Origin of the sequence: Streptomyces sp. E-08, from assembly GCF_049913095.1 — a bacterium.
Classification (GTDB): Bacteria; Actinomycetota; Actinomycetes; order Streptomycetales; family Streptomycetaceae; genus Streptomyces.
Genome location: NZ_CP183971.1, coordinates 1174310 through 1198536, shown reverse-complemented (window position 1 = coordinate 1198536; position 24227 = coordinate 1174310). Strand labels below are relative to the sequence as shown.

Here is a 24227-nt window from a genome sequence, read left to right as displayed (position 1 = left end):
GGCGCACCCCGTCCGGGGGCGGACCGGGTGTGCACCCGGTCCGGGGTGACCGGGCAGACCCCGGTCCTGGAGGCCGGACGGGCCGCCCGCGGGCGGCCCGGCCGGTTCGGGTCAGTGCGCGTCGAGCACCCGGCGCAGCTCGCCGGCCAGGACGCGCAGCCGCTCGCCGCGCATCACCGTGTAGTGGTCGCCGGGCACGTCCACGAGGGTCGCGTCACCGGGGAAGTACCGCATCCAGCGGTTCGCGGTCTCGACCGTCGCACCGCCGTCCGCGGCCCGCAGCGACACCACGCGCCCCGCGAAGGCGCTGGGCGTGTGACGCAGCAGGGCCCGGTAGTTGCTCCGGAACCTGCCGACGATCCCGCTCAGCGTGTCGAGGTCGATGTCCTCGGACAGCGCCCCCGCGGCCCGCGCCTCGGCGTGCAGCACCTCCACCGGCGGACGGCCGTCGAAGGCCTCGGCCGGCAGCTCCCACTCCACACCGGCCAGACCCGCGAGGTCCCGGGCGAACCAGGACAGCAGCGTCTCGTCGGAGACGGGCGCCCCCTCGGCCGGACCGGGCTCCACCATCAGGTCGATCACGGTCAGGAGCTCCACCTCGGCACCCGCCGCGGTGAGCTGGGCCGCCATTTCCAGGGCGATCACCCCGCCCATCGACCAGCCGCCGAGCCGGTACGGACCCTCCGGCAGCGCCTCCCGGACCGCGGCCGCGTAGTGGGCGGCCATGGCCTCGACACCGTCCAGCTCGGTGTCCGGCAGCTGCAGCGCGTAGAACGGCTGGTCGTCGCCGAGGAGTTCGGCGAGCTCCGCGTAGCAGAGCACGTCACCGCCGACCGGGTGCACGAACACCAGCGGCGTCCGCGCACCGCCCGTGCGCACCGGCACCAGCGCCCCGCGCCCGACCTCGCCGCTGCCGGCCTCCCGGACCGCCTGCGCGAGCAGCTCGATCGTCGGCCGGGAGAAGAGGGTGGACAGCGGCAGGCTGCGGCCGAGACCGCGCGCGATCCGGGCCATCAGACGCACCGCGAGCAGCGAGTCCCCGCCGAGGTCGAAGAAGCTCGCGGTCACCCCGATCTCGGTCACGCCGAAGAACTCCGCCCAGATCTCCGCGAGCCGGCGCTCCACCTCGTCGCGCGGCGCCACGAAGCCGGCGCCCTCCGCGGCGACCTCGTCCGGTGCGGGCAGGGCCGCCCGGTTGACCTTCCCGTTGTCGCTGAGCGGCAGTTCGTCCAGGACGAGGACCCGCTGCGGCACCAGGTGCGCCGGGACCACCCGGCGCAGCGCCTCGGTGATCTGCTGCTCCGAGTCGTCGCGCCCCTCGTCGAGGACGACGTACGCGATCAGCCGCTTCGGCCCGTGCTGCTCGCCCGCCGCGACGACCGCGGCGCTGCGCACCCCCTCGCACTGGGTGAGCCCGGACTCCACCTCGCCGAGCTCGATCCGATAGCCCTGGATCTTCACCTGCGAGTCGAGACGGCCGAGGAACTCGATGCTGCCGTCCGGCAGGAAGCGCCCCATGTCGCCGGTGCGGTAGAGCCGCTCGCCGGTGACCGGGTGGTGCAGGAACGCGGCGCGGGTCTTCGCCTCGTCGTTCAGGTAGCCGCGGGCCAGACCGACCCCCGCGATGTACAGGTCGCCCGGCACCCACACGGGGCACGGCCGCATCGAGGCGTCGAGCACGTGGAACCGCTGGTTACGCATCGCCTTGCCGTACGGGATGCTCACGCAGTCGTCCGCGACGTCACCGATGGGGTGCAGGATCGACCAGATCGACGCCTCCGTGGCGCCGCCGAGGCTCCACAGCTCGGCGTCCGGCAGGAGGAGCCGGATCCGTCCGGGCAGCGACACCGGTATCCAGTCGCCGCTCATCATGACCAGCCGCACCGGCAGCCCGGTGAGACCGTTCGACAGGGCGTGCTCGGTGAACATCTCCATCAGCGCGGGCACGCTGTTCCAGATCGTCACCTTGTGCTCGGTGACGAGTTCCGCCCAGCGGGCGGGCTCGCGGTGCGCGGCCGGCTCGGGCAGGACGAGGGCACCGCCCACCGAGAGCAGTCCGAACACGTCGTAGACCGACAGGTCGAAGTGCATCGCGGACAGTCCGAGGGCCCGGTCCGCCGCGGTGACGCCGTAGCGCTCGTTGACGTCGACCACCGTGTTCAGGGCCGCGCCGTGCTCGATCATGACGCCCTTGGGCAGGCCGGTGGAGCCCGAGGTGAAGATCACGTAGGCCAGGTCGCCGGGCTTCGCACCGGACTCGCCGAGCGGGCTCTCCTCACCCGCGTCCTCGGCCCGCACCACGGTCCTGACCACGCCCTCGGGCCACTGCGCCGTCTCGTCCACCCACGGCTGGGTGACGACCTGGCTGATCCCGGCACTGTCGAGCAGCACGTGGAGCCGCTCGACGGGCACCCGCGCGTCGATCGGGACGTACGCCGCCCCCGACCGCAGGATGCCGAGCGCCGCGACGACCTGCTCCCAGCCCTTGTCCATGACGATCGCCACCAGGTCGCCGGGACCGGCTCCCCGGGTCCGCAGCGCGTGCCCCACCTGGTTCGACCTGCGGTCGAGCTCTCCGTACGTCAGGGTCAGCGCCGGAGAGATGACGGCCGGCGCGTCGGGCGTGGCCTGCGCCTGGGCGAGCACCGCGTCGTGCAGCAGCCCGTCGGGCACGGGCCCGTCGGTGTCGTTGGCCTCGGCCCGTACGTCCAGATCGGCCGCGGGGACGAGCACCGGCCGGGGCCGCTGCCAGGCCGCCGGGTCACCCGCGAGCTCGTGCAGCATCCGCTGGTACGCGGCGAACATGGCGTCCACACAGCCCGCCGGGAACAGCTCCTCGATCACGTCCCAGTTCAGGACGAGCTCACCGGCCTCCTCGACCGCCTGGTGGTCCAGCCACACCTGCGGCGTACGGACCGAGCTGCTCACCTGACGGCCGTTCTCACCGATCCCGGCAAGGTACTGGACGACCCCGCGCCGCTCGGTGTCCTGCCGGCCCGCGAAGTTCACCAGGCTCGTGAAGACCACCGGCGCGGCGGCCCGCACCGAGGCGCCACGCGCCCGGTTCAGCTCCCTGAGCACCTGCACACCGCTGACCTGGCTGTGCTCCATGTCGCTCCACAGCCGGGCCTGCACGTCCTCGGCCCGGGCGGCGAACGTGTCGTCGGCCGCGTCGCGGATCTCCAGCATCAGCGTGGTCGAGAAGTTGCCGATCACGTCGCCGACCTGCGGGTGCAGCGGCAGCCGGTTGAAGTACAGCAGGTTCAGCGAGAAGTCGGGCGTGGCGCTCCATTCCGCGATCACCTGCGCGTACGCGGTGCACAGGGCCGCCGAGGGGCTGACCCCGGCCGCCGCCGCGTGCTCCTTGAACCGGTCCCACTCCTCCTTGGGGAGCGTCGCACCACGGTGGTTGAACACCGGCCGGTCCAGACTCGACGGGGCCACGGCAAGCGGCAGCTGGGGCGCCGCCGGCAGGGTGTCGAGCCGGTCCCGCCAGTAGGCGACCGCCCGGTCGTACTCGGGCCCGTGATCCAGCTCGCGGGCCTGCCGCACGTAGTCCCGGTAGCGCAGCTCCAGCTCGGGCAGCTCCTCACCGCGGTAGGTCGCGGCCCACTCCTTGAACAGGATCGACGTGCTGAAACCGTCGATGATCAGGGCGTCGAAGCCGGCGTGCAGCCGGATCACCCGGTCGTCGACCCGGGTCACCCGCACGTCGAACAGCGGCCAGCGGGCGGTGTCGAAGACCTGGTGCCGCATCTCCTCGTGGACGGCGACCAGCGCCGCCTCGCGCTCGGCCGGGGCCAGGGCGGAGACATCTCCCTCACGGATCACATAGGCCGGGACCTCGCGCAGGACGCGCTGCTCGCCCTCGTCGGTGAAGACGGCCCGCAGCATGTCGTGCCGCTCGACCATCGCCCGGAAGGACGCGCCGAGCCGGTCCAGGTCCACGTTCTCCAGGTCGATCTCGATCTGGAAGTACGTCGAGGTGTTGCCGAGTTCGAAGGCGTCACCACGGCCGACGAGGTACGCCTGCTGGAGGTCGGTCAGGCCGAACGGCTCGTACCGCTCCGTGTCGTCGGCGGACGAGGACGCGGGGGGCTCGGAGTACGTCTCCGGCGATTCCTCCCCGGCTCCCGCGCCGAGGGCGTCGAGCACGTCCCCGGCGATGTCCTCGGTGCTCCGGCCGTTGAGGAACGCCGTCATCGGCAGCAGGACGTCGAACTCCCGGTTCAGCGCCGTCCGGATCTTCATCGCGATCAGCGAGTCCAGGCCGAGGGCCTGCAGGGACTGCCCGGCGTCGAGCCGGGCCGCCACGGTGCCGAGGGCCTGCGCGACGGTCCGCGTCACGAGGGCGCGCACCGCCTCGGGCGCCACGGCCGGTGTGACCTCGGGCGCTTCGACGGGGGCGAGCGCCGGGGCCGCCGGAACCACGGCTCGACGCACCGGCTCCGGCGTGACCGGGGACACCCGGTCGGCCGCGGGCGCGGGGGCCACGGCCGGCTCCGCCACCGGCCGGTTCAGGGCCGGGACGAAGCGCACGCCGCAGGCCTCGGCGACCAGCCGGCCCTGCGCGGTGATGAGCCGGATGCGCGCCCGCGTACCGCCCTCGAACAGTTCGGCATGACAGCGAAGCCCTTCCTGGGCCCCACCGCGGTCGTAGTGCACGAAGCGGTCGAGACCGGCCGGCACCAGGGCCGGTCCGTCCGTCGGGAAGCAGGCCAGCGCCGTCTGGAACATGGCGTCGACGAGACCGGGGTGGATCAGGTACCCCTCCGCCTCGCCGGGCAGCGCGGAACGGATCTCGGCGGTGGCCTCGCCCCGGCCGAGCCGGATCCGCTCCACCCAGCGGGCGGCGGAGCCCAGGTACAGGGCGCGCTGCCACAGCAGCCGGTACAGCTCGTCGCCCGTCAGCTCACGGCCCGAACCCACCGGGGCGAGCGTGACCGTGGGCGCGGCCGGCGCACCCGCCGTGGCCCGGCCCTGCGCGTGCAGCTGCCAGGTGCCGGAGACGTCCTGGGCGTAGTAGCGGAACAGGCCCCCGTCCACGATGAGCTGGGCGGCACGCTCGGCACCGGCCGCCGACGGGTCGGCGCCGACCGGTTCCAGCACCAGGTCGACGGGGAGTTCCAGGTCCTCGACGGACACCGGACCCGGCCCGGCGAGCTCGGTGACCGCCTCGACCAGCGACTCCACGAGCACACCGGCGCTGACCACCGGCCGCCCGCCGACCACGAAGTCACCCAGGCAGGGGTGCGCCACCGCGTCGAGGCGCGGGGCGAACTGCGCCTGTGCGAGCGGCGACGACGGCAGCCGGACGCCCAGCAGACCGGCCGGCTCGGCGGCCCGGTCCACCCGCCGCGACGTGTCACGCGGAGCGGCGGTCGGCTCGTTCAGGAGCCAGAAGTGCCGGCGCTGGAACGGATACGACGGGAGCTCGACGACGTGCGTGTCGTACGGCGCGAGGAGCGTCGTCCAGTCGACGGCGACGCCGTGGGACCAGGCTTCGGCGGCGGATTCCGCGAAGCGGTCGAGGCCGCCGGTGTTGCGGTGGAGGGTGCCGACGACGGCGCCCGTGTCACCGAGGGTCTCGGTGATGCCGGAGACGAGGACGGGGTGGGCACTGACCTCGACGAAGACGACGCCGGGCGCCGACAGCTGGGACACGACCTCGGCGAGCCGCACCTTGCTGCGGAGGTTGCGGAACCAGTACGACGCGCCCAGCTCGGCCGTGTCCAGGAGCCCACCGGTCACCGTGGAGTGGAAGGCGACCCGGCCCGAACGGGGGGCGACGTCCTTCAGCTCACGGGCGAGGATGTCCTGGATCTGGTCGACGTGGGCGGAGTGGGAGGCGTAGTCCACCGGGATGCGGCGGGCCCAGACGCCGGACGCCTCGCACTGGGCGAGCAGCTCGTCCAGTGCCTCGGGCTGTCCGGCGACCACGGTCGACGAGGGGCCGTTGACCGCCGCGACCGAGACGCGTCCGCTCCACGCGGTGAGGAGTTCCTCCGCCTGCGCCTCCGGGACGCTGAGCCAGGCCATGCCTCCGCCGCCGGAGAGGACGCGCAGGGCCTTGGAGCGCAGGGCGACGACGCGGGCGCCGTCCTCCAGGCTCAGACCGCCCGCGACGACCGCCGCGGCGATCTCACCCTGGGAGTGGCCCACGACCGCCGTGGGGTTCACGCCGTTGGCGCGCCACAGGGCGGCGAGGCCGACCATCATGGCCCAGGAGGCGGGCTGGACGACGTCGACGCGGTCGAAGCCGGGGGCGCCGTCCTCGCCGCGCAGGACCGCGGTGAGCGACCAGTCGACGAAGGGCGTCAGGGCCGCTTCACAGTCGGCGATCACGCGGGCGAACTCCGGCGAGGAGTCCAGCAGGCCGGTGGCCATGCCGACCCACTGCGAGCCCTGCCCCGGGAACACGAACACCACGGGAGCACTCGACGTGCGGCCCGGCTTCGCACCGGTGACGGCCGAGGTGACGGCTTCGATCTCCCCGGCGGCCAGGGCGTCCAGGCCGGCGAGCAGTCCGTCGCGTCCCTCGGTGCCGGGGACCACGGCCCGCGACTCGAAGGCGGAGCGCCCGGTCGCCAGCGAGCGGGCCACATCGGCGGTGCTCAGCGCGGGCCGCGCCCGTACGAACGCGGCCAACTGCCCGGCCGCCTCGGCCAGGGCCTCGGACGAACGCGCCGAGACCAGCCACGGCAGTCCCGCGCCGTCCAGACCGGCTTCCTCCGGCGTCGTGTCCTCGGCGGACAGATCCGCCGGGGCCTCGGCGAGGATGATGTGGGCGTTGGTGCCGCTGATGCCGAAGGAGGAGACGCCGGCGCGGCGGACCCTGCCCTCGGTGGCGGGCCACGGCCGGGCCTCGGTGAGGACCTCGACGCCGCCGGTCTCCCAGTCGACGAGCTCGCTGGGCTTGCCGACGTTGAGGGAGGCGGGGAGTTCGGCGTGGCGCATCGCCATGACCATCTTGATGATGCCGCCGACACCGGCGGCGGCCTGTGCGTGGCCGAGGTTGGACTTGAGGGAGCCGAGCAGCAGGGGCTGCCCGTCGCGCTCGGTGCCGTAGGTGGCGAGGAGGGCCTGTGCCTCGATCGGGTCGCCGAGGACGGTTCCGGTGCCGTGCGCCTCGACGGCGTCGACCCCGGCGAACGTCACGCCGGCGTCCTGGACGGCGGCGCGGATCACGCGCTCCTGGGCGGGTCCGCTGGGCGCGGTGAGTCCGTTGGAGGCGCCGTCCTGGTTCACGGCCGTACCGGCCACCACCGCGAGGACGGTGTGTCCGAGGCGGCGGGCGTCGGAGAGGCGCTCGACGACGAGGACACCGACGCCCTCGGCCCAGGCCGTGCCGTCCGCGTCGGCGGAGAACGACTTGCAGCGGCCGTCCGCCGCGAGACCCCGCTGCCGCGAGAACTCGATGAACGTGTTCGGCGTGGACATCACCGCGGCACCACCCGCCAGCGCGAGCGAGCACTCGCCCGACCGCAGGGCGCGCACCGCGAGGTGCAGGGCGACCAGCGACGACGAGCACGCCGTGTCGACGGTCAGGGCCGGGCCCTGGAGGCCCAGCGTGTAGGCCACCCGGCCGGTGGCGACACTGCCCGCGGTGCCCGTGAGGAAGTGGCCCTCGGCCTCCTCCGGAAGCCGGCCGCCACCCCCGTAGTCGTGGTACATCACACCGGCGAACACCCCGGTGTCACTGCCGTGCAGCGAACCGGGCGTGATGCCGGCCCGCTCCAGCGCCTCCCACGAGACCTCCAGGAGGAGCCGCTGCTGCGGGTCCATCGCCAGCGCCTCGCGCGGCGAGATCCCGAAGAAGGCGGGATCGAACTCGGCCGCCTCGTGGAGGAACCCGCCGTGCCGGACGTACGACGTCCCGGAATGGTCCGGGTCCGGGTGGAAGAGGTTGTTCAGGTCCCAGCCGCGGTCGGCGGGGAACTCCGAGATCACGTCGCGCTGCTCGGCGACGACCCGCCACAGCGCCTCGGGCGACTCGACCCCGCCCGGGAAGCGGCAGCCCATGCCGACGATCACGATCGGGTCGTCGTCCGTGCGCGGGACGGCGGTGGCGACGGGCTGCGCGGGTGCCGCGCCCTCGGCACGCTCCCGCGCGAGCGCGAGCGTGAACTCGACGACGGCGGTCGGCGTGGGGTGGTCGAAGACCAGGGTGGCCGGAAGCCGCAGACCGGTCGCGGAGTTGAGCCGGTTGCGCAGCTGCACCGCGAGCAGCGAGTCGATGCCGAAGCTCTTGAACGGCTGGTCCGGGTCGATCCCGTCCGTCGACTCGCTGCCGATGACCGAGGCGAGCTGGGCGCGTACGACGTCGAGCAGCAGGCGACGGCCCTCCTCCTCGGACATCCGGCCGAGCTTGCGGCGCAGGCCCGACTCGCCGGCGCGCCGCTGCGGGACCCGCACCAGGGAACGCAGCACCGGCGACAGCGTCCCGGCGAGCGCGTCGGAGCGCAGCGAGGCCGGGTCGAGGCGGGCCGGTACGAGCATCGGGTGGTCGTCGGCGAGCGCCCGGTCGAGGAGTCCGAGGCCCTGCTCCGTGGAGAGCGGGGCGATGCCGCGCGTCGAGAGGGTCCCGTCGTCCAGGTGACCGGTCAGACCGGTGCGTTCGGCCCACAGGCCCCAGGCGAGCGAGGTGGCGGGGCGCCCGGCGGCCCTGCGGCGGGCGGCGAGCGCGTCGAGGAAGACGTTGCCCGCGGCGTAGTTGGCCTGGCCCGGGTTGCCGAGCACGCCCGCCACCGACGAGTAGAGGACGAAGGCGGCGAGGTCGTGGTCCGCCGTCAGCTCGTCGAGGTGCGCGGCGGCGTCCACCTTGGGCCGGAGGACGGCCGAGAGGCGGTCCTCGGTCAGCGACTCGACCACGCCGTCGTCGAGCAGACCCGCCGTGTGGACGACGGCGGTGAGCCGGACGCCGGCCAGCAGCCGGGCGAGGGCCTCGCGGTCGGCGGTGTCGCAGGCCGCGAGGGTGACCTCGGCGCCCAACCCGGTGAGTTCGGCGGCGAGTTCCCCGGCGCCGGGGGCGTCGGGGCCGCGGCGGCTGACCAGGAGCAGACGGCGGGCGCCGTGCTCGGTGACCAGGTGCCGTGCGACCGAGGCGCCGAGCACGCCCGTTCCGCCGGTGACGAGCACCGTGGCGTCCGGGTCGAGCGGGGTGGCGAAGCCGGCCGGGTCGGCGGCGGAGGCGTGCCGGACGAGGCGGGGGGCGAGGAGCGCGCCCGCCCGCAGGGCGAGCTGCGGTTCGGTGAGCACGGCCCCGGGCACGGTGCCGGCGTCGTGCGCCCCGTCCGTGTCCAGCAGGGCGAAGCGGTCCGGGTGCTCGGACTGGGCGGTCCTGATCAGGCCCCACACGGTGGCCTGGGCGGGGTTGTCGATCTCGGGGCCGGCGGCGCCCTCGGTCAGTACCAGCAGGCGGGAACCGGCGAAGCGGGCATCGGCCAGCCACGCCCGGACCAGACCGAGCGCCCAGCGCGCCGCCTCGTGGGCGGTCGCGGCGAGACCGGCTCCCGTGCTGTCGGGGTCCTGCGAGGGGCCGGGACATCGTGCGGTGACCGGACATCGTACGGCGACCAGCTGTGGCACCTCGTCCGGGACGTCGGCCAGGTCCGCGACCAGGCACACGTCGGTGTCGGCCGAGGCGGTGACGGGCTGCCAGTCGAGGCGGAACAGCGCGTCGGTGCCGCGTCCGGCCGTCAGGTCGGCGGTGAACGGCCGCATCGTGACGCTCTCCGCGGACAGCACGGGCTTCCCCGCGCCGTCGGTGACGCGCAGGGTCACGCCGTCGCCCCGCGGGCTGAGCCACACCCGCAGGGCGTCCACGCCGTCGGTGTGGCGGGTGACACCGGACCAGGAGAAGGGCAGGACGGTGCCGGCGTCCTCACGGAGCAGACCGACCGCGTGCAGCGCCGCGTCCAGGACCGCCGGGTGCACCCCGAAGGCCGTGGCGTCCAGCTCGGCGGGCAGGCCGACCTCGGCGTAGACGTCACGGCCGGAGCGCCAGGCGGCGCGCAGGCCCTGGAAGGCGGGGCCGTAGTCGTAGCCCGCCTCGGAGAGGGTGTCGTACCGGCTCTCGACGTCGATCTCCTGGGCGCCGGGCGGCGGCCACTCGGAGAGGTCGAAGTCGGCGCTGTCGTCGTCGAGGTCGAGCACGGCGGCGGCGTGCCGGGTCCACGGGGTGTTCGCGTCGGCGTCCTGCGGCCGGGAGTGCACGGCCAGCTCACGCTGCCCGTTCGCGGCCGGCGGCTCGACGGTCACCCGCAGCTGTACGGCTTCGCCGGGCGGGAGCACCAGCGGCGCCTGGAGGGTGAGCTCGGCGAGCCGTCGCCATCCCACACGTGTGCCCACGGCCATCGTGAGCTCCAGGAACGCGGTGCCGGGCAGCAGGACGGTGCCCTGCACGGCGTGATCGGCGAGCCACGGCTGGGTGTCGAGGGCGAGCCGCCCCGTGTACACCAGCCGGTCCTCCTCGACCAGTTCGACCACGGCGCCGAGCAGCGGGTGCCCGGCCGACGTCAGACCGAGCCCGCGGGCGTCGGTGGACGCGGGCTCCGGCTCCAGCCAGTACCGCTGACGCTGGAAGGGGTACGAAGGCAGGTCGACGGTGCCGGCACGGTAGGGCGCGAGGAGCGTGGCCCAGTCGACGGCGATGCCGTGGGACCAGGCTTCGGCGGCGGATTCGGCGAAGCGGTCGAGGCCGCCGGTGTTGCGGTGGAGGGTGCCGACGACGGCGCCGGAGTCGCCGAGGGTCTCGGTGATGCCGGAGACGAGGACGGGGTGTGCGCTGACCTCGACGAAGACGACGTCGGGGGCGGCGAGCTGGGACACGACCTCGGCGAGCCGCACCTTGCTGCGGAGGTTGCGGAACCAGTAGGCCCCGTCGAGCTCGGCGGTGTCCAGGACGGCGCCGGTCACGGTGGAGTGGAAGGCGATCTGGCCCGAACGGGGGGCGACGTCCTTCAGCTCGCGGGCCAGGGTGTCCTGGATCTGGTCGACGTGGGCGGAGTGGGAGGCATAGTCCACGGGGATGCGGCGGGCCCAGACGCCGGACGCCTCGCACTGGGCGAGCAGCTCGTCGAGCGCTTCGGGCTGTCCGGCGACCACGGTCGACGAGGGGCCGTTGACCGCGGCGACGGAGATACGTCCCTGCCACGGGCCCAGAAGCTCTTCGGCCTGCGCCTCCGGGACCCTCAGCGACGCCATGCCTCCGCCGCCGGAGAGCACGCGCAGGGCCTTGGAGCGCAGGGCGACGACGCGGGCGCCGTCCTCCAGACTCAGGCCGCCCGCGACGACCGCCGCGGCGATCTCACCCTGGGAGTGTCCGACCACGGCGACCGGGTTCACGCCGTTGGCGCGCCAGAGCGACGCCAGGCCGACCATCATGGCCCAGGACGCGGGCTGGACGACGTCGACGCGGTCGAAGCCGGGGGCGCCGTCCTCGCCGCGCAGGACCGCGGTGAGCGACCAGTCGACGAACGGGGTCAGGGCGGTCTCGCACGCGGCGATCACGCGGGCGAACTCCGGCGAGGAGTCCAGCAGGCCGGTGGCCATGCCGACCCACTGCGAGCCCTGCCCGGGGAACACGAACACGGCACGGGAGGCGGACACCCCGTTCTCGCCCTCGACCTCCCGGGACGCCAGGGCATCGAGCCCGGCGAGCAGTCCGTCGCGTCCCTCCGTGCCGGGGACCACGGCCCGCGACTCGAAGGCGGAGCGCCCGGTCGCCAGGGAGCGCGCCACGTCGGCGATGGCGAGCTCCGGCAGCGCCCGTACGTGCGCGGCCAACTGCCCGGCCGCCTCGGCCAGGGCCTCGGACGAACGCGCCGAGACCAGCCACGGCAGTCCCGTGCCGTCCAGACCGGCTTCCTCCGGCGTCGTGTCCTCGGCGGACAGATCCGCCGGGGCCTCGGCGAGGATGATGTGGGCGTTGGTGCCGCTGATGCCGAAGGAGGAGACGCCGGCGCGGCGGACCCTGCCCTCGGTGGCGGGCCACGGCCGGGCCTCGGTGAGGACCTCGACACCCCCGTTGGCCCAGTCGACCAGCTCGCTGGGCTTGCTGACATTGAGGGAGGCGGGGAGTTCGGCGTGGCGGAGTGCCATCACCATCTTGATGACGCCACCGACGCCGGCGGCCGCTTGGGAGTGCCCCAGGTTGGACTTGAGGGAGCCCAGCATGAGGGGCTGACCGTCGCGCTCGGTGCCGTAGGTGGCGAGGAGGGCCTGCGCCTCGATCGGGTCACCCAGCACCGTGCCGGTGCCGTGCGCCTCGACGGCGTCGACCCCGGCGAACGTCACGCCGGCGTCCTGCACGGCGGCGCGGATCACGCGCTCCTGGGCGGGTCCGCTGGGCGCGGTGAGTCCGTTGGAGGCGCCGTCCTGGTTCACGGCCGTACCGGCCACCACCGCGAGGACGGTGTGTCCGAGGCGGCGGGCGTCGGAGAGGCGCTCGACGACGAGGACACCGACGCCCTCGGCCCAGGCCGTGCCGTCCGCGTCGGCGGAGAACGACTTGCAGCGGCCGTCGGTCGCGAGCCCGCGCTGCCGCGAGAACTCGACGAAGATGCCGGGCGTCGACATGACCGTCACACCGCCGGCGAGCGCCAGCGAGCACTCGCCCGACCGCAGCGCGTTGACCGCCAGGTGCAGGGCGACGAGCGATGACGAGCACGCGGTGTCGACGGTCAGGGCCGGGCCCTGGAGGCCCAGCGTGTAGGCGACGCGTCCCGAGGCCACGCTCGACGTGGTACCCGTCAGGCCGAACCCGGTGGCCGCCGCACTCGCCTCGCCGAGGCGCGGACCGTACTCCTGCGCGATGGCCCCGAGGAACACGCCCGTCGACGAGCCGTGCAGCGAACCGGGCGTGATGCCGGCCCGCTCCAGCGCCTCCCAGGACGTCTCCAGGAGCAGCCGCTGCTGCGGGTCCATCGCCAGTGCCTCGCGCGGCGAGATCCCGAAGAACGCGGGGTCGAACGCGGAGGCGCCGTCCAGGAAACCGCCGTTGCGCACGTACGACGTCCCGGAGTGGTCCGGGTCGGGGTGGTACAGGCCGTCGAGGTCCCAGCCCCGGTCGGTCGGCAGACCCGAGATCACGTCGCGCTGCTCGGCGACGACCCGCCACAGCGCCTCCGGCGAGTCCACCCCGCCCGGGAAGCGGCACCCCATGCCGACGATCACGATCGGGTCGTTGCTGCCCGCCTCCAGCTCGCGGACCCGCTGACGGGACTGGTGGAGGTCGACGGTGAGGCGCTTGAGGTATTCGACGAGTTTGTCGTTGTCCGTTGTTGTCATGGTGATGATGCCCCCGTAGGCGTTGTGGAGCCGTGCGTGCGCGGGGTTCGGGCATGGCTGCCCGTGCGGCGTGCCGGAGCACGCCGCGCGCAGCGATCAGGACGAGAAGGGTGTGGGTCCGGCGGCGCGGACGTGGGATCAGAGTTCGGTGTCGATGAACGCGAGGAGTTCGTCGACCGACGCCGACTGGACGCGTGCGGACAGGTCGTCGTCGGCCGGGGACCGCTGGGCCGGGACCCGGGCGGCCAGTGCCTGGAGCCGCTGGACGATCTCGGCCCGGACGTCGTCCTGGGTGTCGTCCGGCAGTTCGCCGAGCGCCGCTTCCAGCCGGTCGAGTTCGAGCAGGCCGGGCGCGGACGCCGAACCGTCGGAGCCGGTCGCGGATTCCGTTTCGGCCGGGGCCAGTTCGGTGTGCAGCTGGGCCACGACCGCCAGTGGTGTCGGGTAGTTGAAGAGGAAGGTGGCGGGCAGTCGCAGACCGGCGGCGGTCTGCAGTCGGTTGCGCAGTTCCACGAGGGTGAGCGAGTCGCAGCCCATGTCCTTGAAGGGCCGGTCGGCGGGAATGCCGGCCGCGGAGGACCGGCCGAGTACGGCGGCGGTCTGCACCCGTACGAGGTCGAGGAGCAGTTCCTCCCGCTCGGCCGCGCTCAGCACGGCGAGCCGGTCGCGCAGGGTCTCCGTCGCGCGGGGCGCGGCCGCGGCCGGCGAGGCCTGGGCCGGTCGCGGGGCGGCCGGGGCCAGGTCCCGCAGGACGGTGGGCAGCTGGGCGCCCAGCGCGCCGAGCGCGGTCCGGTCGAGCGGTGCGGGAACGAGCGCGGCGGACTCCAGGCGCAGGGCCGCGTCGAACAGGGCCAGGCCCTCGGCCCGGTCGATGGGCGCCAGGCCGGTCCGGGCGATGCGCACCCGGTCGGCTTCGGACAGGCTGCCCGCCATTCCGGCGGCGCCCGGCCGCCCCGCGGTGTCCGCCCACATGCCCCAGGCCAGGGAGACCGCGGGGAGGCCCCGCGCCGAGCGGTGCTGGGCCAGGGCGTCCAGGTAGGCGTTGGCCGCGGCGTAGTTGCCCTGGCCGGCGCCGCCGATGACGCCCATCACGGAGGAGAAGAGGACGAAGGCCGAGAGGTCCTGGTCCGCGGTCAGTTCGTGCAGGTGCCGGGCCGCGGTGGCCTTTGCGGCGAGCACGGTGTCGAGGCGCTCGGGGGTGAGCGCGGTGACCACGCCGTCGTCGAGCACGCCTGCCGCGTGGACGACGGCGGTGAGCCGTACGCCGCCGAGCAGCCGCGCGACCGCGTCGCGGTCGGCGGTGTCGCAGGCCGCGAGGGTGACCTCGGCGCCCCACCCGGTGAGCTCGGCGGCGAGTTCCTCCGAACCCGGGGCGTCGGGACCGCGGCGGCTGACCAGGAGCAGACGGCGGGCGCCGTGCTCGGTGACCAGGTGCCGGGCGACGAGCCCGCCGAGTGCGCCGGTGGCGCCGGTGATCAGGACCGTGCCGTCCGGGTCGAGGGCCGCGGGCAGGGTGAGGACGACCTTGCCGATGTGGCGTGCCTGGCTGACGTACCGGAAGGCGTCCGGTGCGCGGCGGACGTCCCAGGTGCTGACCGGCAGCGGGGTCAGGGACCCCGCCGAGAGGAGTCGCAGGACGGCCGTGAGCATCTCGGAGATCCGCTCGGCCGGCTCCTGCAGCAGGTCGAAGAAGCGGTAGTCCACGCCCGGGTGGCCGGCCGCGACCCGGGCCGGGTCGCGCAGGTCCGTCTTGCCCATCTCGACGAAGCGGCCGCCGTGCGGCAGCAGCCGCAGGGACGCGTCCACGAACTCGCCGGCGAGCGAGTTCAGTACGACGTCCATGCCGCGGTCCCCGGCGGCCGCGCCGAACGCGGTCTCGAAGTCCAGGGTGCGGGACGACGCCAGGTGCGCGTCGTCGAGGCCCAGGGCCCGCAGCGCGTCCCACTTGCCGGGACCCGCCGTGCCGTAGACCTCCGCGCCCAGGTGCCGGGCCAGCTGGACGGCGGCCATGCCGACACCGCCGGCCGCCGCGTGGATCAGGACGCGCTCGCCCGCCGAGAGACCGGCGAGGTCGACCAGGGCGTGGTAGGCCGTCAGGAACACGATGGGCGCGGACGCCGCCTCGGCGTACGTCCAGGCGTCGGGCATGACCGCGACCAGCCGGTGGTCGGTGACGGCGACCGGACCGAACGCCCCGGAGAAGAGCCCCATGACCCGGTCGCCGACGGCGAGACCGGTGACACCGGGACCGACCTCGGTGACCACACCGGACCCTTCGAGGCCGAGCGGGCCGGGATCACCGGGGTAGAGGCCCAACGTGCCCAGGACGTCGCGGAAGTTGACGCCCGCGGCGCGCACCGCGACCCGGACCTCACCGTCGCCCAGCGGCGCCAGGGCCTCCGGGAAGGGTTCGAGCGCCAGGTGGTCCAGAGTCCCGCGCTCACGCACCACCATGCGCCAGGCGGACGTACCGGCGGGCGGCACCAGCGTGCCGCCGGCCGCGGCCGGGCCGAGCCGGGGCACGAGCGGCTCGCCGTCCCGCACGGCGAGCTGCGGCTCCGCGCCGAGCAGCGGCAGCGCGGTGCGGCAGTCGTCGGCGTTCTCCACGTCGAGGAGTCCGAACCGTCCGGGGTTCTCGGTCTCCGCCGAGCGCACCAGACCCCACACGGCCGCGCCGTCCGGGTCCGCGTCGGCGTCCGCCGCCGTGGCGACGGCGGCGCGGGTGACGAGCACCAGGCGGGAGTCGGCGAAGCGGTCGTCGGCCAGCCACTCCTGGAGCAGTCCGAGCGCGCGGTGCACCGGGGACCCGGCGACGGGCGTCGGGCCGTCCGTGAACGCGGTGAGCGGCGCGAGGACCACCGCCGGGGCGAGCATTCCCGCGTCGACGGCCTGTCCCAGCTCCGCGAGACCGGCGTATCGGGGACCGACGCCCAGGTCGGCCGAGCCGAGGGCGACGGAGCGCGGTGACTCCTCCCCGTCCGCCGCGGCAGGCTTCCAGCCCAGGCGGTGGAGCGAGCGCGGCACGGCCACGGCGTCGCTCACCGGGCGCAGGACGAGCTCCTCGACCTCGGCGACCACCGCGTGGGACTCGTCGAGCAGGGTCAGCGACACGGCGTCCGGTCCCGTGCCGGTGATCAGGGCGCGCACGGAACGGGCGCCGGGCTGGTGGACGGTCACACCGCGCCACGAGAAGGGCAGCAGACGGCGTCCGCCGTCCTCCAGGGCGGTGATGACGATCGGGTGCAGGGCCGCGTCGAGCAGCGCCGGGTGGACGCCGTACGAGGCGGCGTCGGTGACGGAGGCCGGCAGGGCGACCTCGGCGAACAGGTCGGAGCCGTGCCGCCGGGCGGCGCGCAGGCCCTGGAAGACCGGGCCGTAGGCGTAGCCGGAGGAGGCCAGTTCGGCGTAGCAACCGTCGACGGGCAGCGGTTCGCCCTCGTCGGCGGGCCGGGCCGCGGCGGGCGAGGGGGAGCCGTCGTGCGGGGCGAGCGCGCCGGTGGCGTGCAGGGTCCACGGTCCGACGGCGCCGTCCGGCGTCTCGGTGCGGGCGTGCACGGTCAGTGCGCGCCGGCCGTCGTCGCCGGGTGCGGCCACGACGACCTGCACCTCGGTACGGCCCTCATCGGGGATCACCAGGGGCGCGACGAGCGTGAGCTCGGCGACCCGCGGAGTGCCGGTCTCGGCGCCCGCACGGGCGGCGAGTTCGAGGAACGCGGTGCCGGGCAGCAGGACCGAGCCGAGGACGGCGTGGTCGGCGAGCCAGGGGTGCGTACGGCGGCCGAGCCGGGCGGTCAGGACGGCCTGCCCGGATTCGGCGAGCTCGACGGCCGGGCCGAGCAGCGGGTGGCCGGCCGCCCCCTCGGTGCCGCGCGCGGTGAGCCAGTAACGCTCACGCTGGAAGGGGTACGTGGGCAGCGCGGGCGTCCGGCCCGGGCCGAACACGGCCCGCCAGTCCGGGCCGCGGCCGCGGACGTGCAGGGTGCCGAGCGCGGAGGCCAGGGTGCGGCGCTCCGGCCGGCCCCGGCGCAGCACCGGGACGAAGGCGAGCGCGTCGTCGTCCAGACAGTCCTGGCCCAGGGCCGACAGCACGCCGTCCGGGCCGAGTTCGAGGAAGGTCCGCATCCCGAGGCGGTGGAGCGCGGCGAGGCCGTCGGACATCCGCACCTCGCGGCGCACCTGCCGCACCCAGTAGTCGGCGGTGACCTCGACGGGCAGGCCGGTGACGGTGGACACCATGGGCACGCGCGGCTCCGCGTACCGCACCTGCGCGGTGACGGCGGCGAACGCGTCGAGCATGCCGTCCATGCGGTGCGAGTGGAAGGCGTGGCTGACGACCAGCCGGCGCGTCTTGCGGCCGGTGGCGGCGAACGTGGCGGCGACGTCCTCGACGGCCTCGACGTCGCCGGAGACGACGACGGCCAGGGGGCCGTTGACCGCGGCGATGCTCACCTCGTGCTCGCGGCCGGCGATCAGGGCGCCGACCTCGTCCTGCGATGCCTGGACGGCCATCATGGCGCCGCCGGACGGCAGGGCCTGCATGAGCCGGCCGCGCGCGGCGACCAGGGCACAGGCGTCGGGCAGCGTCAGGATCCCGGCGACGTGCGCGGCGGCGAACTCGCCGATGGAGTGGCCGAGCACGGCGTCGGGGGCCAGGCCCCGGTGCTCCAGGAGCCGGTACAGCGCGACCTGGAGGGCGAAGAGGGCGCACTGGGTGTTCTCGGTCCGGTCGAGCGCCTCGGCGTCGTGGAACATCACCTCGCGGACCGGCGGCACGCCGGGCACGGAGGCGCGGCAGGCGTCGAGTTCGGCGCACACCGCGTCGAGGGCGGCGGCGAAGACCGGCTCGGCCTCGTACAGCTCACGTCCCATGCCGACGCGCTGACTGCCCTGCCCGGTGAAGAGGTAGGCGAGACCGTCGTCGGTGCGCGCCGTGCCGACGGCCAGGGCGGAGTGCGGCTCGCCGCGGCCGAGCGCGGTCAGCGCCGCGAGGGCCTCCGTCCGGTCCTCGGCGGTGACGGCCGCGCGGTGGTCGAGGGCCGTACGGGTGGTGGCGAGGGCACGGCCGAGGTCGCGCGCGGACACCCCGTCGAGTGCGTCGAGCGTTTCGACGAGGGCGGTGGCCTGGGCGCGCAGCGCCGGTTCGGTGCGTCCGGACAGCACCCACAGCGGGTCGGAGTCCCCGTCTCCCGCCTCACTGCCGGGCGCGAGGGGCTCGGCGGGGGCCTCGGCGAGGATGATGTGGGCGTTGGTGCCGCTGATGCCGAAGGAGGAGACGCCGGCGCGGCGGACCCTGCCCTCGGTGGCGGGCCACGGCCGGGCCTCGGTGAGGACCTCGACGCCGCCGGTCTCCCAGTCGACGAGCTCGCTGGGCTTGCTGACATTGAGGGAGGCGGGGAGTTCGGCGTGGCGGAGCGCCATCACCATCTTGATGACGCCACCGACACCGGCGGCCGCTTGGGAGTGCCCCAGGTTGGACTTGAGGGAGCCCAGCATGAGGGGCTGCCCGTCGCGCTCGGTGCCGTACGTCGCGAGGAGGGCCTGCGCCTCGATCGGGTCACCCAGCACCGTGCCGGTGCCGTGCGCCTCGACGGCGTCGACTCCGGCGAACGTCACGCCGGCGTCCTGGACGGCGGCGCGGATCACGCGCTCCTGGGCGGGTCCGCTGGGCGCGGTGAGTCCGTTGGAGGCGCCGTCCTGGTTCACGGCGGAACCGGCCACCACCGCGAGGACGGTGTGTCCGAGGCGGCGGGCGTCGGAGAGGCGCTCGACGACGAGGACACCGACGCCCTCGGCCCAGGCCGTGCCGTCCGCGTCGGCGGAGAACGACTTGCAGCGGCCGTCGGTCGCGAGCCCGCGCTGCCGCGAGAACTCGACGAAGATGCCGGGCGTCGACATGACCGTCACACCGCCGGCGAGCGCCAGCGAGCACTCGCCCGACCGGACGGCGCGCACCGCGAGGTGCAGGGCGACGAGCGATGACGAGCACGCGGTGTCGACGGTCAGGGCCGGGCCCTGGAGGCCCAGCGTGTAGGCGACGCGTCCCGAGGCCACGCTCGACGTCGTTCCCGTCAGGCCGAACCCGGCGGCGCCCGCCCCCGCCTCGCCGAGGCGCGGACCGTACTCCTGGGCCATGACACCGGCGAACACGCCGGTCTGGGTCCCGCGCAGGGAGTCCGGGGCGATCCCGGCGCGCTCCAGCGCCTCCCAGCAGACTTCGAGGTAGGCGCGCTGCTGCGGGTCCATCGCGAGCGCCTCGCGCGGCGAGATCCCGAACAGCTCGGCGTCGAACTCCGCGGCGCCTTCCAGGAATCCGCCGTCGCGGACGTACGTGGTGCCCACGTGGGCCGGGTCGGGGTGGTAGAGGCCGTCGAGGTCCCAGCCGCGGTCGGCCGGGAAGCCCGAGATCACGTCGCGCTGCTCGGCGACGACCCGCCACAGCGCCTCGGGCGAGTCCACCCCGCCGGGGAAGCGGCAGCCGATGCCGACGATCACGACGGGGTCGTCCTCGCCGGTACGGGCCTCCGGCGCCGTCCCGGCCTCGTCCCGCGCGTCGGCGAGCAGGGCGGCCAGCCGGGCGGGGCTCGGGTGGTCGTACACGACGGTGGTGGGGAGCCTGCGCCCGGTGGCGGTGACGAGCCGGTTGCGGAGCTCGACGACCATCGCCGAGTCGATGCCCAGCTCCTTGAACGTCCGCCGGGGCTCGACCTCGGCGGCGGAGTCGTGGCCCAGCACGGCGGCGGTGTGTGCCCGTACGAGCTCCAGGGCGGCCGGTCCGGTCAGGGAGAGGCCCTGCTCGGGCTCGGGGGTGTCCGCGGCGGTCTCGGGGAGCACCGCGGCGGTGGGCGCCAGGGCCCGGGCGGCGTGGGGCTGCCCGGAGATCCAGTGACGCCGCCGCTGGAAGGCGTACGTCGGCAGCTCGGCGCGCGCGGTCCCGGCGGGCGGGGCCGGCAGGAGGGTGTCCCAGTCCACCTCGGCGCCGTGACAGAACGCCTCGCCGAACGCGAGCAGCAGGCGCTGCGGCCCGCCCTCGCCGCGGCGCAGGGTGCCGAGCGCGGCCACGGGCAGGTCGGCGTCCTCCGCGGTCTGCTGGACGGCGAGCGCCAGGACCGGGTGCGGGCTCATCTCGATGAAGAGCTCGTGCCCCGCGTGGAGCAGGGCCCGTACGGCGGGTTCGAAGCCGACGGGTTCGCGGAGGTTGCGGAACCAGTAGTCGACGTCCAGCTCGGAGCCGTCCAGCGCCGTGCCGGTCACGGTGGAGTGCAGCGGCACGGTTCCGGCGCGCGGCGCGATCCCGGCGAGCTCGGCGGGCAGCGTGTCGCGCACGGCGTCGACGTGCGGGCTGTGCGAGGCGTAGGCGACCGGGATGCGGCGGGTGCGGACGTCCTCGCCGTAGTGCGCGGCCAGGGCGTCCAGGTCGTCCCCGTCGCCGGCCACCACGGTCATGCCGGGCGAGTTGACGGCGGCCACGCTCAGGCGCGGGAATCCGGCCAGGTCCCCGCGGACCCGGTCGGCGGGCAGCGACACGGTCATCATGCCGCCGCCGCGCCCGGCGAGCGCGCCGAGGGCGGTGCTCCGTACGGCGATCAATCGGGCCGCGTCGTCCAGGGTGAGGGCGCCGCTGACGGTGGCGGCGGCGATCTCGCCCTGCGAGTGGCCGACGACCGCGGCGGGCTCGACCCCGGCCGCCCGCCACAGCGCGGCGAGTCCGACCATCACGGCCCACAGGGCGGGCTGCACGACGTCGTCGCGGTCCAGGGCGGGGGCGCCGGGGCGGCCGCGCAGCACGTCGGTCAGGGACCAGTCGCGGTACGGGCGGAGCGCGCGCTCGCAGTCCTCGACGACGCGGGCGAACACGGGCGAGCTGTCGAGGAGTTCGGCGGCCATGCCGGCCCACTGCGAGCCCTGGCCGGGGAAGACGAACACGGCCTCGCGGGCGGCGGCTGGGGTGGTGCCGGTCACCGCGGCCTGGGTGACCCCGGCGTCGGCGACCGCGTCCAGGGCGGTCAGCAGTCCGGCCCGGTCGGCGCCGGTCAGGACGGCCCGGTGGCCGAAGGCGGTGCGGTCGTGGACCAGGGCCCTGGCGACCTCGGCGGCGTCGAGGTCCGGGTGGGCCGTGAGGTGCTCGCGGAGTCGGGCCGCCTGGGCGCGCAGTGCCTTGTCACCGCGTCCGGAAAGGACCCAGGGGATGAGTGCGGACGCGTGCGGACCCTGTGCCTGTTCCGGCTCGTTCTCGACGGTCGGGGCGGTCGTGCGCGGCCATTCGCCGAGGACCAGATGGCAGTTCGTACCGCCCATTCCGACCGATGTCACACCCGCGTAGAGCGGAACGTCGGGATTCGGCCACGGCCCGGTTTCGGTGACGGCGGCGAGTCGCAGTTCCTCGAACGGGATCTGCGGATTGGGGGTGCGATAGTTGAGGGTTGGAACAAGTTCCCGCTCTTTGAGACAGAGAATCGTCTTCACCAGTCCGGCAATGCCCGCGGCGCCTTCGAGGTGGCCGATGTTCGTCTTGACGGAACCGAGACGGAGCGGATTTTCCGGAGAGCGGGAGGAGGAGAATACGGCGCCCAGAGCAGAGGCTTCGATGGGATCGCCGACACGGGTTCCAGACCCGTGTATTTCGATGTACTGCGCGTGTTCCGGCGTTAAACCGGAGTTAACCCAGGCGTCACGTATGACGCGTTCCTGAGCTTTTCCGTCAGGGGTGGGGAGGGTGTCGCTCGCGCCGTCGCTGCCGACGGCTCCACCGTGCAGGAGACAGTGGATGCGGTCCCCGTCGGCGATGGCCCGACTGAGGAGTTTCAGCGCCACGACGCCGCCGCCCTCACCTCGCACATACCCGTTCGCCCGGGCGTCCAACGAGTAACATCGGCCGTCGGGCGAGAGGCTGCCGAAGGCCGCCAGGGCCTCGGTGCTCTCCGGCGCGAGGTTGAGGTTGACGCCGCCGGCCAGCGCGGTCACGGACTCGCCGCGGCGCAGGCTCTCGCACGCCAGATGCACCGCCACCAGCGAAGACGACTGTGCGCTGTCGATCACCATGCTGGGGCCCTGGAGCCCGAGGGCGTAGGAGACCCGGTTGGCGATGATGCCCCGGTGCAGGCCGGTCACGGTGTGGGCGGAGGTGGCCTCGGGGCCGGCCGCGTGGGTGACCGCCGTGTAGTCGTCGGCGATCGCGCCGACGAAGACGCCCGTGGCGCTGCCGGCGAGGGTGGCCGGGACGATGCCGGCGTCCTCGAGGGCCTCCCAGGCGAGCTCGAGCACGAGTCGCTGCTGCGGGTCCATCGCGGCGGCTTCACGCGGGGATATGCCGAAGAACTCGGCGTCGAACGTGTCGACACGGGGCAGAAAACCGCCGTGACGCGGGGAACCGTCGTCCCGGACACCGAGGTGGGCGCGATCGGCGGGCGGTTCCGCTATGGCGTCGCGGCCGCTTTTCAGGAGATTCCAGAATTCTGCGGGGTCGGCTCCGCCGGGAAAACGGCAGGAAAGTCCGACGACAGCGACGGTGCGCTCGTCGAACTGGTCGGGCGTCAGGCGCGACGGTGCGTCCCCGACCGAATCTTTCCGGTTCTGGGCATGGCGGATCATGGTGTTGTTGCTCCCCCCGTGAAGCACGATCAACGGCGTTGCCGACTCAGCGGACCTGCCGGACTCAACTCGTTTTGGACCCTAGCACCGAGGCGGCTCTCCGTAAACCAATGGCCAGGACGGGGGGTTGGTATGCAAAACGAATATGACGGACCATCCCGAACGTACTTGTGTGAGCTTCTTGAGATGGTCGTCTCATATTCGTTTCGGCGCATGGGCAGAGCCTCCCGGCCCGGTGACACCACCCTCCGGGACGGACTGCGGGAGGGTGGGGGCCGGGGCAGGAGGCCGGAGAGCCTGGGGGGTCAGTCGTTCTTCGCCCCCGGCTGCGCCTTGGTGAGGGTGCAGACGCCGTCCACGCACTGGCGCTCCAGACGGCCCCGGGAGATGGTCTGCGCCAGGCCGACCATCCAGCAGGTGGGGCAGCCCCGGAAGGCGATGAGCGCCAGCGGCGCCGCGAGCAGAGTGGCCGGGCCGGCGACCGGCACCATGGCGATCGAGCCGATGATCAGCCCGAAGCCGATGACGCCGCGCGCCAGGTGGCGCGGGACGGACTTGCTCGCGAAGTTCGGCGCCGCGGACGGCGCGGAGATCGGGGTCACGGTCGGTGCGGTGACCGGGGCCTTCACGCCCTCGGGGGGCTTCACGATGTTCACGGTGTTCATGGTCGTGAGTCTCCTTCGACTGGTCGGTCGATGGCTTGATCTGATGGCTGGTCGGTCGCTTCCAGCGCGTCACGCAGTGCCGCACGCGCCCGGTGCAGCCGCGACTTCATCGCGGCGGTGCTCAGACCGAGCGCGTCGGCGACGGCCTTGCCGGGCAGGCCCTGGACGTCCCGCATGATCAGGACCTGCCGCTGGTCACGCGGAAGGGCGCTGACCGCGGCCGCGATCCGCTCCACCTCCAGCCTGTACAGCACGGCCTCCTCGGCCGACGGCTCCGCGCATGCCTCCGGTTCCGCGGATACTTCGTCACGTCGCGCGACGAGCAGCCGCAGCGACCGGAGGCACTCGTTGCGCACGATCCGGAACATCCACGAGGCGAGCGCACCGGTGGCCCGCAAGGTGCCGATCTTCCGGTAGAGGATGATCAGCGCCTCCTGTGCCGCGTCCTCCGCGTCCTGCGGCGAGGCGCACAGCGATATGGCGAACTTGCGCACATGCGGCTGCGATTCCATGACGACGGTGGTGAGCGACGTGACGTCGCCGTCCTGAGCGGCCTTGATCAGCCGCTCGTCAGGCCAGGGGAAGCGTTGGTTCATGTGCTACTCATACCGGAAGGCGCCCCGCGCGCAGGCGCTGGTCAGCTTCGGCTCTTGTTGAAGCGCCGCATCAGGTGCCAGCTGCACG

At 74.2% G+C, this 24227-nt stretch carries 4 protein-coding genes; all 4 read right to left on the bottom strand.

Annotation, left to right across the window (positions count from 1 at the left end; translation table 11 throughout):
- Positions 1-111: 111 nt before the first annotated feature.
- The 4 genes from ACN9MM_RS05450 to ACN9MM_RS05435 all read right to left on the bottom strand — a co-directional run bounded on the left by ACN9MM_RS05450 (position 112) and on the right by ACN9MM_RS05435 (position 24139).
- Positions 112-13290 (bottom strand): amino acid adenylation domain-containing protein, encoded by a 13179-nt coding sequence (locus ACN9MM_RS05450; protein WP_426362563.1) that lies wholly within the window; start codon positions 13288-13290, stop codon positions 112-114.
- A gap of 138 nt (positions 13291-13428) precedes the next feature.
- The gene (locus ACN9MM_RS05445) at positions 13429-22878 is read right to left on the bottom strand and encodes an SDR family NAD(P)-dependent oxidoreductase (protein WP_426362562.1); all 9450 of its coding nucleotides are present in this window, start codon (positions 22876-22878) and stop codon (positions 13429-13431) included.
- Positions 22879-23183: 305 nt separating this feature from the next.
- Entirely contained in the window at positions 23184-23543 is a 360-nt protein-coding gene (locus ACN9MM_RS05440) for a hypothetical protein (protein ID WP_382871071.1), read from the bottom strand.
- Positions 23540-24139 carry an RNA polymerase sigma factor gene (locus tag ACN9MM_RS05435; RefSeq protein WP_383667195.1) on the bottom strand — a complete coding sequence of 200 codons (600 nt, stop codon included), beginning with the start codon at positions 24137-24139 and terminating at the stop codon, positions 23540-23542. The genes ACN9MM_RS05440 and ACN9MM_RS05435 overlap by 4 nt, the downstream gene beginning before the upstream one ends.
- Between the last annotated feature and the right edge of the window lie 88 nt (positions 24140-24227).